The organism is Xylanibacter caecicola, assembly GCF_013166515.1.
GTDB classification, from domain to species: Bacteria; Bacteroidota; Bacteroidia; order Bacteroidales; family Bacteroidaceae; genus Prevotella; species Prevotella caecicola.
On the sequence record NZ_JABKKJ010000001.1, the window covers coordinates 224,789 to 240,014 of the forward strand.

The 15,226-nt window shown below is 47.0% G+C and carries 9 protein-coding genes and 1 tRNA gene; 8 read left to right on the forward strand and 2 right to left on the reverse strand.

Features of this window, described 5'->3' with window-relative positions; all coding sequences use genetic code 11:
* Positions 1 to 323: 323 nt before the first annotated feature.
* From HPS54_RS00900 to HPS54_RS00935, 8 genes are all read left to right on the forward strand, one after another.
* A complete protein-coding gene (locus tag HPS54_RS00900; protein ID WP_172343611.1) occupies positions 324 to 1,886 on the forward strand; it encodes a pectate lyase family protein in 1,563 nt (520 codons plus the stop codon).
* Positions 1,887 to 2,163: 277 nt separating this feature from the next.
* On the forward strand, positions 2,164 to 3,642 hold the full coding sequence (gene guaB / locus HPS54_RS00905) for an IMP dehydrogenase (RefSeq protein WP_172343612.1): 1,479 nt from the start codon (positions 2,164 to 2,166) through the stop codon (positions 3,640 to 3,642).
* 54 nt (positions 3,643 to 3,696) lie between these two features.
* Positions 3,697 to 5,124 (forward strand): peptidylprolyl isomerase, encoded by a 1,428-nt coding sequence (locus HPS54_RS00910; protein WP_172343613.1) that lies wholly within the window; start codon positions 3,697 to 3,699, stop codon positions 5,122 to 5,124.
* Positions 5,124 to 6,569: a peptidylprolyl isomerase gene (locus tag HPS54_RS00915; RefSeq protein WP_172343614.1), complete on the forward strand. Its 1,446-nt coding sequence runs from the start codon at positions 5,124 to 5,126 to the stop codon at positions 6,567 to 6,569. Before HPS54_RS00910 ends, HPS54_RS00915 begins: the two co-directional genes overlap by 1 nt.
* Entirely contained in the window at positions 6,566 to 8,284 is a 1,719-nt protein-coding gene (locus HPS54_RS00920; RefSeq protein WP_172343615.1) for an OstA-like protein, read from the forward strand. Before HPS54_RS00915 ends, HPS54_RS00920 begins: the two co-directional genes overlap by 4 nt.
* Before the next feature lie 12 nt (positions 8,285 to 8,296).
* Positions 8,297 to 10,102: a DNA mismatch repair endonuclease MutL gene (gene mutL / locus HPS54_RS00925; protein ID WP_172343616.1), complete on the forward strand. Its 1,806-nt coding sequence runs from the start codon at positions 8,297 to 8,299 to the stop codon at positions 10,100 to 10,102.
* A 148-nt stretch (positions 10,103 to 10,250) separates the two neighbouring features.
* The gene (locus tag HPS54_RS00930; RefSeq protein ID WP_172343617.1) at positions 10,251 to 11,402 is read left to right on the forward strand and encodes an OmpA family protein; all 1,152 of its coding nucleotides are present in this window, start codon (positions 10,251 to 10,253) and stop codon (positions 11,400 to 11,402) included.
* A gap of 193 nt (positions 11,403 to 11,595) precedes the next feature.
* A tRNA-Val gene (locus tag HPS54_RS00935) sits at positions 11,596 to 11,670 on the forward strand.
* A gap of 248 nt (positions 11,671 to 11,918) precedes the next feature.
* Here the strand turns inward: HPS54_RS00935 and HPS54_RS00940 are convergent.
* Positions 11,919 to 12,098: a hypothetical protein gene (locus HPS54_RS00940; protein ID WP_172343618.1), complete on the reverse strand. Its 180-nt coding sequence runs from the start codon at positions 12,096 to 12,098 to the stop codon at positions 11,919 to 11,921.
* 9 nt (positions 12,099 to 12,107) lie between these two features.
* The gene (locus HPS54_RS00945; protein WP_172343619.1) at positions 12,108 to 15,191 is read right to left on the reverse strand and encodes a hypothetical protein; all 3,084 of its coding nucleotides are present in this window, start codon (positions 15,189 to 15,191) and stop codon (positions 12,108 to 12,110) included.
* Positions 15,192 to 15,226 lie beyond the last annotated feature (35 nt).

Here is a 15,226-nt window from a genome sequence, read left to right on the forward strand (position 1 = left end):
CCTTGTTCTACATCTCCCTGACATTTGTCTTTTATCTTACTTTATCTTCTCCTATCTTCTTCTATCTTCTTCTATCTTCTTTTGATGTGATGTGTAATTTTAGTTTTTTATGGTATGATACCATTGCATTAATATATTGTTTTGTTATCTTTGCATTCGAAAGACTACTAAAGGAAATAAAAAAGACGTAATACATTCAATCATCATGTCTGCCGGCTGTATGTCGGTTTCATGACATGTGTTTATTCGCGGAATGACGGCGTGTCATTCTTCCGGTTGTTGCATAATCTACTTAAAACAATAAAATCAAATTGATAAAGACAATGAATTTAGAGTTAAAGCCTATGTCGGGTGTTTTGTGTTCATGCAGAAGGTTGTTTTCCGCTGCAGTTTTTGTTTCGTGCCTGTCGTGCTTTTCAGTCAATGCGCAGGTCATTGACGGGCGCGACTTCTCTATAGACGGCTTTGCGGCAGTTGACGGTAATGCCGGTACAAATCATTATCGTGCCGGCGGAACTACCGGCGGTGCAGGTGGAAAGGTAGTTTATGCCGCCAATTTCTCTCAGCTTCAGGCATATCTTCAGGCAAAAGACCCGTATATAGTCATTGTAGACAAAGACATGACAACCGGTATAACATGTTATGTAGACGGGCTTGATACGGGAAAACTGTGCGATGCGCAGGATGGTTCGCAGGGTGTGGCGACAACTTATGGGGAACGCATTATGGTGGCGCCGAACAAAACTCTTATCGGTGTGGTAGACCCGACAACAGGCAAGGCTCCTCTTTTCTCACGTATAACATTTGTTATGCAGTGTGTTGATAATATCATCATACGCAATTGCCGTTTCACCATGAACGGCGTACCGGTGTTGAAAAGTGGTGAGAACAAAATTGTGGCATTCCGTAATGGTGTGCAGGCGGAAGTTGGAGACCCCGATTGTATAGGCATACAGGCTGATAAGGTAAGTGCGAAGACCGATTGGGGTGGGCATATATGGATAGACCATTGCGAGTTTTTCAACGGCAATGCGGCAAGCAAGGATCGCTATGACGGGTTGCTAGACTGTAAAAACAACGTTCAGTGGATGACTTTCAGCTATAATCACTTCCATAATCATGACAAGTCGTGTCTTTTCGGTAAGGGAGATACCGATGTGTATGAAAACTGCCGTACAATATCTTTTCACCACAATTTCTTCGAAAATATAGAGGGCTCTCGTCTTCCGTTGCAGCGTGGCGGCAATCTTCACTTCTACAATAATTACATGTTGGGGTGCCAGGACGGCTGGGATGTACGTCCGGGAGCGGTAGGTTGTCTTGAGGCGAGTTATTTTGAGAACACCAAGTCGCCTGTCCGCTCGGATCGCGGCGGCTCTCTGAATGTCAACAAGATATCCGGATATGACGTTATATATAAAGGGTGCAATAACCTGATGGAGGGATACACAAATACAGACGGTCACAAGATAAGCAAAAACTATCCTGTAACATCGACAAACTGGACACCGGCGCAGTCTGCTTCGTCATATAGGGTGAACACTCTTGACAAGACTGCCGATGTGCCGGAACTGCTGAAAAAGTATGCCGGAGCCGGAAAAATAGAAATATACAAGACCTATACGGATAATCTTCCCGGTGAGGATATAAATGAGTTTGCACATGCCGTAAAGGATAAGCTGACAGGTGATGCTTATGATGAAGACGGAAACAAGATAACCGATGTTCCCACAGCGATAGACGATGTCTTTTCCGGCAGTGTGGCAAATACTGCATATTATACACTTGACGGTGTGCGTGTGAACGCTCCGGAAAAAGGAGTATATATACGTAAGATATCGGATGCACAGGGAAGAGAGATTGTTTCGAAAATTGTAATGAGATAAAGATAATGGGGATAGTGTATCCCGTGTGTAGTAATATATCAAAAAATAATAATTACTTGATTTGGTGTCGTTCTTATGTGAATAAGGGCGGCACTTTTGTTTTACCGTCATTTGCCGTCGTTGTGTTGCCTTTTAAATACTGATTTCCATGTATACAAGAGCATTGCACTCTCACGCGCGCACGTTAAATAGAATTAATAAGGCGAATGAAAGGAATTAATGTTTTATCGAATGGATTTTTTTTGCTAAATTTGCACGCAATAAATTCCAAAATAATATGTCATCATTTGTTGCAGACAAGATTGTGATGGACGGTCTTACGTTTGACGACGTCCTTTTAATTCCCGCTTATTCAGAGGTGCTTCCACGCACGGTAGAGTTGAAAACCAAGTTCTCGCGTAACATAGAACTTAATATTCCGTTTGTTACGGCAGCGATGGATACCGTGACTGAGGCTGCAATGGCAATAGCCATAGCACGCGAGGGAGGTATCGGTGTGATACACAAGAATATGTCGATAGAGGAGCAGGCACGCCAGGTGGCTATCGTGAAACGTGCCGAGAACGGCATGATTTACGATCCTGTGACAATACGTCGCGGTTCAACGGTGCGTGAAGCTCTTGACATGATGGCAGAATACCACATCGGAGGTATTCCTGTTGTTGACGACGATAACCGTCTGGTAGGTATCGTTACCAACCGTGATTTGCGTTTTGAACTTTGTCCTGACAGGAAAATCGATGAGGTAATGACTTCCGAGAATCTTGTGACAACAGATATTCAGACAGATCTTGTTGCTGCGGCAAAGATATTGCAGGAGAATAAGATTGAGAAACTGCCGGTGGTCGATGGTGACAACAAGTTGGTGGGACTTATAACATACAAGGACATTACCAAGGCAAAGGATAAGCCTATGGCATGTAAGGACGAGAAAGGACGTCTGCGTGTAGCAGCCGGAGTTGGTGTGACGGCAGATACGCTTGACCGTATGAAAGCACTTGTTGAGGCGGGTGCCGATGCCATTGTCATAGATACCGCACACGGACACTCGAAGTCGGTGATAGAGAAACTTGTCGAAGCGAAGGCTGCTTTCCCCGGTGTGGATATCGTTGTGGGCAATGTTGCTACGGGTGCTGCGGCTAAAATGCTTGTGGAACATGGTGCCGATGCAATAAAGGTGGGCATAGGTCCGGGCAGTATATGCACAACACGTGTGGTTGCCGGAGTCGGGGTGCCGCAGCTTAGTGCGGTGTATGATGTGGCTTGTGCTCTTGCAGGAACGGGGGTTCCGTTGATAGCCGACGGTGGTTTGCGCTATTCCGGAGATGTAGTGAAGGCTCTTGCTGCCGGCGGATACAGTGTGATGATTGGTTCACTCGTTGCCGGAACGGAAGAAAGCCCGGGCGATACGATAATCTTTAACGGACGTAAGTTTAAGAGTTATCGCGGTATGGGCAGTCTTGAGGCCATGGAGAACGGTTCCAAAGACCGTTACTTCCAGGCAGGAACGAAGGATGTAAAGAAACTTGTTCCGGAAGGAATTGCCGGACGCGTGCCTTATAAGGGAACCCTTCAGGAGGTTGTATACCAGCTTGTAGGTGGTCTGCGTTCGGGCATGGGATATTGCGGTGCAGGCTGCATAGATAAACTGCATGATGCCAAGTTCGTGCGTATAACCAATGCCGGTGTAATGGAAAGTCATCCTCATGATATTTCCATAACAAGCGAGGCTCCGAATTATTCAAGACCCGAATAGTTGTTGCTGCACGTATAAAAAGAGAATATATCTATATAATATAATAAGGTGAAGATGAAAATAAGACTGTTGTTGGCTTTTCTGTTATTGTGCACCGCATTTGCACAGGCGCAGAATGATCCGACCATAATGACTGTCAACGGACAGCCGGTAAGCCGTTCGGAATTTGAATATTCGTATAATAAGAATAACTCGGAAGGCGTAATAGACAAGAAAAGCGTAGAAGAGTATGTGGACTTGTTTATAAACTATAAGTTGAAAGTGGTTGAAGCGTATGCCGCACGTCTTGACACGCTATCGTCGTTCAAGTCGGAGTTTGCAATGTATCGTGACCAGCAGATACGTCCGTCGTTTGTTGAAGATACCGATATCCTTGCCGAAGCAAAGAAAGTATACGATGAGACGGTGAAGCGTATAGGATCTGCCGGACTTATAATGCCTGCACATATATTGCTGCGTTTGGCGCAAGATGCCACAAAGGAACAACAGGAAGCGGCGAAACTGCGCATAGATTCTATCTATAAGGCGTTGAAGGGCGGAGCCGATTTTGCGGAACTTGCAAAGAATTTATCGCAGGATCCTGGTACTGCACGTAATGGCGGACTGCTTCCGTGGATAGAATCCAATCAGACAGTAAAGGAGTTCAATGATGCTGCCTTTGCCCTTGAGGTGGGGGAAATGTCGGAACCGGTGCTTTCTCCTTTCGGATATCATATAATCTTGATGAAAGACCGCAAGCAGCTTGAGCCGTTTGACACACTCAAGAGCGATATAATACGTTTTCTGGAGAACCGCAATGTGCGTGACAGGGTGGCAGACAAAAAAATAGAGGAGCTTGTGGCACAGTCGGAAGGAAAGCTTACGAAAGACGACATAATGAGCAGAAGAGCGGCTGAACTTGAGGCAACCGACTCGGATATGAAGAATCTTATACGTGAGTATCATGACGGTCTGCTGCTTTACGAGATAAGCAACCGCAACGTATGGGACAAGGCCGCGAAGGACGATGAGGGGCTTGCCGCGTATTTCAAGAAAAACAAGAAAAAGTATAACTGGGACCGTCCGCGTTTCAAAGGTATGGCATACCATGTCAAGGTAAAGGATGACGTGAAAGCTGTAAAGGACTGTGTCAAGGGGGTGCCGTTCAACGGTTGGGCAGAAAAACTGCGTACCACGTTTAATAACGACACCATAATAAGGATACGTGTGGAGAAAGGTATATTCAAGGAAGGAGACAATGCTTATATAGATAAGGTGATATTCAAGAAAGATACGACGGTGAACGGTGTGAAAGGATATCCCATCGATGCCACATACGGAAAACTTTTGAAGAAAGGACCGGAATGTTATGAGGATGTACGCGGACTTGTAACAGCCGACTATCAGGAGATGCTCGAAAAACAGTGGGTGGCGGAACTCCGGAAGAAATATCCTGTTGTTGTTAACAGGGAAGTGTTGGAAACGGTAAATAAACACGATTGATGAAATACGGAAAAATAATAACCTTGTGTCTTGCTGTCTCGCTGATGCTGCTTGGCGGACTTGGTGTAAAGGCGCAGCATGACGGAGACGATACTGCTGAGAATACCGATACTGTAAAGGTTTTGACGGATACGGTTGCGGCGGTAGATGAGAACAGCATAATAGACGAGGTTATATGGGTGGTTGGAGATGAGCCGATATTGAAATCGGACGTTGAGGCTATCCGTATGCAGGGTGAGGTGGAAGGAGTTAAATGGAACGGTAATCCGGACTGTGCAATACCGGAACAGATAGCCGTACAGAAACTCTTCCTGCATCAGGCTGCAATAGACAGTATCGAGGTGACGGAGTCTGAGGTGGTGCAGAGTGTGGACCAACAGATAAACTATTGGATACAGGCTGCCGGAGGAAAGGAAAAGCTTGAGGAATACAAAAAGCAAAGCATCACGGCAATGCGTCAAAGCATGCGTGATGATTTCCGCGACCGTCAGCTGATAGAGAAGATGAAAGACAAACTGGTGTCGGACATAACCGTGTCGCCTGCCGATGTGCGCCGTTTTTTCAAGGATATGCCGGAAGACAGCATTCCGCTTGTCCCGACGGAAGTGGAAGTGCAGATAATCACAAAATCTCCCAAAGTAGCACCGGAGGAAATAAACCGTGTAAAGGATGAGCTTAGGAATTATACCGATCGTGTTATCAACGGAGAGACCTCTTTCTCTACTCTTGCGCGTCTGTATTCGGAAGATCCGGGAACAGCACGTCTTGGAGGAGAGTTTGACGACTATGTGGGGCGCGGACTGCTCGACCCTGCTTTTGCGGCGGTTGCCTTTAATCTGACAGATCCGAAGAAGATTTCGAAGATAGTTGAAACCGAGTTCGGTTATCATATAATACAGCTCGTTGACAAGCGCGGTGACAAGATAAAGGTACGCCACATATTGCGCAAGCCGCATATATCTCAGGAGGCAGTTGACGAGGCTGAGGTTGTTCTTGACTCTGTGGCGACAAGCATACGTGAAGGAAAGTATACATTTGACGATGCTGCGGTGTATGTCTCGGATGATAAGGATACCCGCAACAATCACGGACTTATGGCAAACTCGTCTGAGGCAGGACGTACCAGCAAGTTCCGTATGCAGGATCTGCCGCCTGAAATAGCCAAGGTGGTGGACACGTTGAAGGTTGGAGAGGTTTCGCATGCTTTCAACATGATAGACAGCCGTGGCAAACGTGTGTGTGTAATAGCTAAATTGAAGAGCCGGGTGGAGGCGCACCGTGCCACCATAACGGAGGATTTCCAAGTTCTGAAGAATGAGGTGCTTGCCAAACGCAGGGAAGATTTTATCAAGGAATGGATTCAGGATAAGCTTAAAACCACGTACGTCAGGATGAACAACCGCTATAAGGACTGTGATTTTGAATATCAGGGCTGGATTAAATGACAATAAGAAATAACAATAAAGGAAAATACGGCGGGCATAGGATAATTCTTGTAATTGTTCTATGCCTGTTTGGACTATGTTTGGTACAGTCTAAAATGGCGCCGAAGAAGAAACCGCGTACCAAGACAAATGAGCGCGTATATCTTATTCATGCGGATGTTCTGCACTATGACCAGTACGGACGTAATCCCAATGCACAGATATTGAACGGCAATGTAGCATTCCGTCACAAGGGGGCAAAGCTTACGTGCGACAGTGCATACTTTTATCAGGAGTCGAACTCTTTCAAGGCGTTCGGGCATGTAAGGATGTTGCAGGGAGATACTTTGTCTCTTTTCAGCGACTATGCTTTTTATGACGGTGACAACCAAATGGCAGAGGCAAGAAACAATGTTGTGCTTACTCATCGCGGGACGAAACTGTATACGGACAGTCTTAACTACGACCGTCTTTACGGCATAGGATATTTTTTTGAAGGCGGACGTATGGTAGACAAGAACAATGTATTGGTGTCGGACTGGGGAGAATATGATACGGAAACGCGCGAGGCGATATTCAATTATGATGTAAGTCTTAAGAACAAGAAGTTTCTTCTTAACACCGATACCCTTTATTATGACACGAAGACATCGCTTGCACATGTGGTGGGACCTTCGCGCATCACGTCCGGAGAGAGCGTGATAAACACCACCGACGGCTTTTATGATACCAATAAGGAGGTGGCAAGATTGTACGGGCGTGCAACATTGACCAATAAAGGAAAGGAACTTACGGGCGACAGCCTGTTCTATGATGAAAAGACAGGTGTGAGCAGAGGGTATGATAATGTGGTGTATAAGGATAGTGAAAACAAGAATGAGTTGACATGTAACTATTTCTGGTATAATGACAAAGCCGGAATGGCGCTCGCTACGGATAGTGCCGTGATGAAGGACTATTCGCAGAAAGATACTCTCTTTGTACATTCGGACACCATAAGAATGTATACATACGACATTGAGACGGACTCGGTGTACCGTACATTGCACTGTTATAACAGGGTGAGGGCTTTCCGCACCGATGTCCAGGCTGTATGCGACTCGCTTGTGTATAATTCGAAGGACTCGTGCATGACTATGTACAAGGACCCGATAACATGGAATGGCGACCGTCAGTTGCTTGGAGAGGTGATAAAGGTTTATATGAAAGACTCCACGCTGGACCGTGCACATGTTATAAACCAGGCATTGTCTGCGGAACTTCTTCATGACGGAAAGCATTACAATCAGGTGGCATCGCGTGAGATGTTTGCCTATTTTGACAAGGGAGAGCTTACCGGAACCGAGGCACGCGGCAATGTGATGGTGGTCTTCTACCCTGTGGACGATAAGGACAGCACGCTTATGGGGCTTGTGTATCTTGAGACGGACACGCTGCGCATGTATATGAAAGACCGTCAGCTGCAGCGTATATGGACTCCGAAGAACAGCGGTACGATGTATCCGATGACGCAGATACCGCCTTCACGTTATAAGCTTCCTAATTTTGCATGGTTCGACTATATACGTCCGGTGGACAAACACGATATATTCAACTGGCGCGGGAAGAAAGACGGGACGGCACTGAAGACCGTAACGCGTCATGCGGCTCCGCTACAGCAGATATCAGGAGGACAGGTCAGTTCGGTCAGTGTGACGGCTGAAGACGATAAGAAGGGGATGCCGGACAATAATTAATTGAAATAAATAATGAGCGATATAATACAGCTTCTGCCGGATTCGGTGGCAAATCAGATTGCCGCAGGTGAGGTCATACAGCGTCCGGCATCGGTGATAAAAGAACTTGTGGAAAACTCTGTCGATGCCGGAGCGAAGACCATAAATGTTCTGGTGGTTGATGCCGGCAGGACATCTATACAGGTCATCGACGACGGAAAAGGTATGTCGGAGACTGATGCACGCCTTTCGTTCGAACGCCATGCCACATCGAAGATACGTAATGCCGGTGATTTGTTTGCGCTTCAGACAATGGGTTTCCGTGGCGAGGCACTGGCATCAATCGCAGCAGTGGCACAGGTGGAACTGAAGACGCGTACGCCGGGAGAAGAGATTGGCACTATGCTGTCCGTTTCGGCATCCAAGGTTACGGGGCAGGAGCCTGTGTCATGTCCCGTCGGGAGTAACTTCCTTGTTCAGAACTTGTTCTTTAATGTGCCTGTACGGCGTAAGTTCCTCAAGTCAAACTCAACCGAACTGAGTAATATTGTAGCTGCTTTTGAACGCATTGCGCTTGTCAATCCGCAGATAAACTTCACTTTGCACAGCAATGGCACGGAGATGTTCAACCTGCGTGCCGGCGGTGTCCGTCAGAGAATAGTTGATATTTTCGGCAAGCGTATAAATCACGACCTTCTTCCGTTGAGCGTAGATACGACTGTTTGCAGGATTTCCGGATTTGTAGGAAAGCCTGAGTCGGCAAAAAAGAAGAATGTGCAGCAATATTTCTTTGTCAACGGGCGATACATGAAGCATCCTTATTTTCACAAGGCAGTGATGGCATCATACGAGCGTCTGATACCCGTCGGCGAACAGATACCTTATTTTATATATATGGAAGTTGAGCCGCGCGACATAGATGTAAACATACATCCAACAAAGACGGAGATAAAGTTTGAGAACGAGCATACCATCTGGCAAATCCTCATGGCTGCCGTAAAAGAGGCTGTAGGCAAGTTCAGCGATGTGCCTTCAATTGACTTCGACACGGAGGGAAAACCTGAAATTCCGGTGTTTGAGGCAGGGAGCATGGGAGTGCCTGTCCCAAAGATAGACATAAATCCCGTTTATAATCCGTTTAAGGAAACGCCAGTCAGCAACTATGTTCCCGAAAACTGGGAGCAGCTATACACCACTCCTGATGCCTCACAGATAAAAGAAATGCCTTTGTTTGCAGACAAACCGGATGATGAAAGACCGGATGCCGTAGATGAAAAGTCCCCTGTACATTATCAGTATAAGGGCAAATATATAATGACGGCAGTAAAATCCGGGCTTATGATAATCGACCAGCACCGTGCTCATATACGTGTCCTGTATGAGAATTATATGCAGCAGCTTGACGGCAGGACCGGCAGTGTTCAGAAAGTGTTGTTCCCCGAGATTGTCCAGCTTGACCACAAGGAAGCTATCGTCATGGAAAAAGTGCAGCCCGAAATGGAAAAGCTCGGCTTTGATATTTCCGATCTTGGAGGCGGCAGCTATGCTGTGAATGGTATACCGTCGGGAATAGAAGGGATAAACGTTGTTGAGCTTGTATGCAACATGGTGGCGACGGCGGCGGAGAACGGTGTAGGCGTCGCGTCTGACATCAACCACTCCCTGGCTGTCTCTTTGGCACGCAATGCGGCAATACCCCACGGACAAGTCCTTAACAACAATGAAATGGAAAATCTTGTAAACGAGCTTTTCGCATGTTCCAATGTAAACTATACTCCAGACGGAAAAAGCATACTGACAATTTTCAGACAGTCGGAAATGGAGCGGCTGTTGGGGTAAAACACTGTGCCATAATATAGTATATTTTTATATTTGTTAAATATTTCTATATAAAAAGGTATATATAATAAAAAAATAGTGTATCTTTGTACCCAAAATTAATCAACATTAAAAAACAAATTATTGATTATTTAATAATAAACAACGTATGAGAAAATTATTGTTCGTACTGGCTTTTGCCGGTATCTCTGTTGCCTCTATGGCACAGAATGCAGACGCTACTGAGAAGTACAGCGTTGCAACAAACTCTTTTTGGAGTAATTGGTTCATTCAGGCTGGTGCACAGTATTCAGCTGTTTACAGTGCACAGGAACACGGCTTTGGCTTTACAAAGAATCCGTTGAAGAGCTTCCGTTCAAATCCTCAGGCTTCCATAGCTCTTGGTAAGTGGTTTACTCCGGGTCTCGGTCTTCGTGTTAAGGCTTCAGGTATATGGGGTAAGGCTCTAGAGCATAGCTATAAATACTGGAATGCTCAGGGACAGGCTCTGTTCAATCTGAGCAACATGATTTGCGGTTACAACCCTGACCGTATCTACAACCTTGTTCCTTTCATAGGTGGTGGCATCGGCCGTAACTGCTCAGACAATGTTTACGCAATGGGTCTCAGCGTAGGTATTCTTAACCAGTTCTATCTTTCAAAGAAGGTTGCAGTAAACCTCGAACTTGGTTGGAACCGTATGGAGAACGACCTCGTGTTCCCCGGATCACAGGTTAATGAGGGCAAGCGTTTCTGGGACAGCCATGCTAACATCCTTTATGCAGAGGTTGGTTTGACATACAACCTAGGCAAGGCAACATGGAACAAGACTCCGGATGTTGACGCAATCAAGGCTCTCTCACAGTCTCAGATTGACGCTCTTAACGCTCAGCTCGCTGACGAAAAGGCTGAAATCGACCGTCTGAAGAACATGCTTGCAAACCAGAAGCCGGCTCCTGCTCCTGCAGTGACAAAGTCTATCAAGGAATTCATCACAACTCCGGTTTCTGTATTCTTCAACATCTCAAAGACCGACGTTGCTAACCCGAAAGACCTTGTTAACGTTAAGGCTCTTGCAAAGTATGCTAAGGAGAACAACTCTAATATCCTCGTAACAGGTTATGCAGACAACTCTACAGGTACTCCCGCAATCAACCAGAAACTTTCTGAGAACCGTGCAAACCAGGTTGTTGAAGAGCTCGTTAAGATGGGCGTAAGCCGCGACAAGATTTCAACAGCTGCCAAGGGTGGTGTTAAGGAACTCGGTGTTGAGTCACCTGTTTCATTCGACCGCCGTGCTACTGTTCAGATTGTAGAATAATACAGCATAGACTGAATAATGTTTAAGGTGTGCGTATCTTCGCTTGCGATGATACGCACACTCTTTTTATGGCTGTTGTGGTGCCCATAACATGTTAAAGACATATTTTTATTGCATCAACAATAAAAAACAAGGACAAAGTTTGGTCGTTTTAATAAAAGTTGTTATCTTTGCAACCGCTTACGATAAGTAAGGGCGTTTAGCTCAGCTGGTTTAGAGCATCTGCCTTACAAGCAGAGGGTCGGCGGTTCGAATCCGTCAACGCCCACAATATTTAAGACACCATTCAAGAATTGAATGGTGTCTTTTGTTTTCTTATAAGTAATCACGGCGGCTGCCGTTGATTGTTCATTGTTAGAAAACGTAAGTTCACCGAAGTTATGTTTCTGCAAAGCCGATAAAAAAGGAGGGAGTGCCGTTCGTATTAAGAACTATGCACACCCTCCTGAAAAAAACAACTAAAATATATTACATTGTGGTATACAGCTTCTGACTGCGTGCGTGACTATGCACGAGTCAGTTGAAGTCTTCATCCCAAATGTCAGGTATAGGAAACGTTGGCTTTGCCGCGGCATCGTCTGCATCTTCTTCGGTGTTATCCTTGTCCGGGGGTGTAAACGACTCGGCAAGCGGCATCATCGGCTCTGCCGATATTACGCTGATTTCAGGTTTGATATAATCTTTTTTCTTCATCATTCTGTTCCGTCATTTGTTGCTTATTACCATTTTCTTTCCATTGACGATATATATGCCTTCTGGCAATCCTTTGGCGGATGTGCCGACATATTGCCCGTTAAGGTTGTAAATGCCCTTGTGCGATGCCTTGCATGGCTCATAGGGTATCTCTTCTATTCCTGTCGTGCCGCCGGGTATCATCACCTTTGCACTTGCAGCCTGCGTTGCCGGCAGTCTGAAATATGCCCTTAGTCCCCTCATTACGTTGTCCGGTGCCTGCTTTGGTCGCGACAGACCGTTGCGGGTGTTGAACATAAGCTCTGTCCCGCCATATTCCATGGCATATTTTGTGTACGTCCCGATGTAGCTGCATCCGTCTATTGTCACGCTTTTCGGTGCTTCCGTCACTACGGTTACGTTCTCGAAACGCGGGTTTTTAATCGTGCTGTTGGGCTTTATAAGGCATGGTATGCCGGCTTTGATACCTTCTGTTGTCTCTTCGAAAATCATTGTGTTGCCGTTAACGCTGCTGAATTGCAGTACCCTTGCATCTCCAAGTACATTGTTTATTTTGTCGGCGGATATGTCGAAGGGCACGCAGAACGAATTCCAATATGTGTCCGACAGCGTGCGTACAAGCGTTATGTTTGCCGGTCCCGCCGGTACGCCAAGTGCCACGCTGTGCTCGCTGAGCGTTATTTCCGGCAGTGTGTACAGCGTTATAGCCCATACAACCTGCTTGCCTGCTGCCTTAAAGGTTAGCTTTCCGCTTGCCGGATTGTCAAGGGCTATGGTGTATTCTTTCATCACAGCCGAGCCGTCTGTACCTTTCTTAGGGAACACATAATCAGTATTGGAGAATGTCTTTCCGTTCAGCTCAGCAAGATAAGAGTCACCGTCGGCGTAATTGTCATAACCGTTTATCTTTACTTTGCTGACGCTAATGCCTTCAGGAAGATTTATTGTAAACAGAGTTCCGGCTGAGTATTTTATACAGTCATTGTCTCCTGCGTTGTAGCCTTTGTTGTTTCCGTTGGTAACGGTTATGCCGTTGTTGAAGTTCCATATAGCCGATGTGTTTGTGCCTGTATTGGTTGCCTTTGATATTGTATACTCCCCTCCAGCCTGTGTAACGGCGTTCTTGACAGGATAAAGTATGATGCGCATACATGCCTGCCCGCCTTTAAACACAAATGGAAGAGTCTTTGAGACTGGCGATGTGAGTTCTATTGTATAGTCGCGGTTGTTCGCTTCCGATTTTCCTTTAGGGAAAACATAGTCGGTGCTTCCGTATGTCGCCGTTCCAAGCGTATGGAGATATGTATCCGTGTTGGCATCATTTCCGTAGCCGATAATCCTCACCTTCTCTATGGACATCATTTCCGGTATGTTTATAACAAAGGTCTCGCCAGCCGAATATTTCACATACTTTGATGCCGCAGAGGCATAGCCTTTCCCTGTCGTTATGCTGAAGCCGCCGTTGAAGTCCCAGCCGTCGCTGCCCACATGCGTCACGGCGGATATCTCATACTCATCCGCCACCTCTGTTTCTTCCTTGTCTGTATCAGTATCTCCTTCGATGCTTCCGCCGGCGTTCTGTGATGTCGTGATGTCCTCAACGAGACTGTTCATGTAAACCTCAAGATTAGTATATCCGTTAACGGTCACAAGGGCACCGTCAGTCTTGTCATTCGGATTAAGTCCGTTTGCATTCTCCCAGCTGTCGGGCATGCCGTCGCCGTCGGTGTCCGTGGGCGCGGCTGTGCTGTTGAGGACGGGCCAGCCCTTTGTTCCGTCGGAATATACAACATCATCCTGACTGTTTATCAGTCCCGGAAGGCTTTCCTTCAGATTACCGTTCTTGTCTGTATACTGCCCTCCCGTGCATGTCGCCTTTTCGTTGCGTGTGTCGTCCACTATCATTTTGTCGAGCGCGTCACGGTGGAGAGACGCCCCGGCGTATGCCAGAACCTTCTCGTATGCCGCAGAGGCAGTGTGTGTGGTCACTCCGGCAAACTCAATGGGATTGCTCAGGCGCATGGCATCTTTTGTCTCCTGCGTATAGGTGTAGTCAACGCTGGCATCGTTCGCCGTCTGGTTGTATATGCCATACGTCCAGTTGTCGTTCGTCACGTCGCTGTACGACGGGTTAAAATTTCCGTCAACAAAGTATTTGCCCCATACGTGCCACATCGCGTCCCAGCCGTTGGGCGTATCCGTGTCGTGCTTTGTATATTCTGTTGTCCTCACGCCTATTGCCGCTATGCGCTTGCGTATGTTCTCGCCCCGGGTCTGCGTGGCAGGTCCCGGCTTGTAATAGTTGTTCACAATGTTTACGTTCATGCCCTCGCCGCCGTAACATCCGTTGCCAGCCCAGTTGTAGAACACGTTGTTGCGCAGGTCTACGCGCTCGTCGGTCTGTGTTCCCGTTCTCGGACCGAGACGCGGCACGCGCGAGTCGTGATGGGCAAGCAGGTTGTGATGATACGAAGCGCCGCTGCCGCCCCAGTTGCCGCCATATCCGTGCGTGCCTTTCGCATGTCCGGAACTTACAAGGCTCTGCGCGCCGATGCACCACTGCACAGTAGTGTTCTTACTGCCGTATACCGACAGACACTCGTCTATGCTCCAGCTAACCGAGCAGTGATCTACGATAATGTTTTCCCTGTCCATTCCGCCCAGTCCGTCGCCCTCATGAAAAGCCACATTCTCATTTCCGGGGCGGAAGCGCACAAAGCGTATTATCACGTTGTCTGCCGCTATCACGAACGGATAGCCCGCAATGCAGATGCCGTCGCCCGGTGCCGTCTGTCCGGCTATGGTGACATTGCCGTTCTGTAGCTTCAGCTCTGCTTTCAGATATATTGTTCCGGAAACGTCAAAAACTATCGTGCGCACATCCTTCTGCCTGCACGCATGGCGGAAGGTTCCGGCTGCCGGGTTTGCAGTGTTGTCGTCGCTTAGCGTCGTCACATGATATACCGTTCCGCCGCGTCCGCCCGTAGTATACCGTCCGAAGCCCTCGGCTCCGGGAAATGCCGGTACCTTTACGCTTTGTGCAAGTGTGCAGACGCTTATGGCAAGCAGTATCGTAGTTAATATCTTTCGTATCATAGTGTTTCTTTAAGGTCTTTATGTCATGGCAAGGC

What these genes read in the sequence shown, in the direction of transcription:
- HPS54_RS00900 (WP_172343611.1), top strand. Translation starts at nt 324, where the DNA reads ATGAATTTAGAGTTAAAGCCTATGTCGGGTGTTTTGTGTTCATGCAGA.
- guaB (WP_172343612.1), top strand. Translation starts at nt 2,164, where the DNA reads ATGTCATCATTTGTTGCAGACAAGATTGTGATGGACGGTCTTACGTTT.
- HPS54_RS00910 (WP_172343613.1), top strand. Translation starts at nt 3,697, where the DNA reads ATGAAAATAAGACTGTTGTTGGCTTTTCTGTTATTGTGCACCGCATTT.
- HPS54_RS00915 (WP_172343614.1), top strand. Translation starts at nt 5,124, where the DNA reads ATGAAATACGGAAAAATAATAACCTTGTGTCTTGCTGTCTCGCTGATG.
- HPS54_RS00920 (WP_172343615.1), top strand. Translation starts at nt 6,566, where the DNA reads ATGACAATAAGAAATAACAATAAAGGAAAATACGGCGGGCATAGGATA.
- mutL (WP_172343616.1), top strand. Translation starts at nt 8,297, where the DNA reads ATGAGCGATATAATACAGCTTCTGCCGGATTCGGTGGCAAATCAGATT.
- HPS54_RS00930 (WP_172343617.1), top strand. Translation starts at nt 10,251, where the DNA reads ATGAGAAAATTATTGTTCGTACTGGCTTTTGCCGGTATCTCTGTTGCC.
- HPS54_RS00940 (WP_172343618.1), bottom strand. Translation starts at nt 12,098, where the DNA reads ATGATGAAGAAAAAAGATTATATCAAACCTGAAATCAGCGTAATATCG.
- HPS54_RS00945 (WP_172343619.1), bottom strand. Translation starts at nt 15,191, where the DNA reads ATGATACGAAAGATATTAACTACGATACTGCTTGCCATAAGCGTCTGC.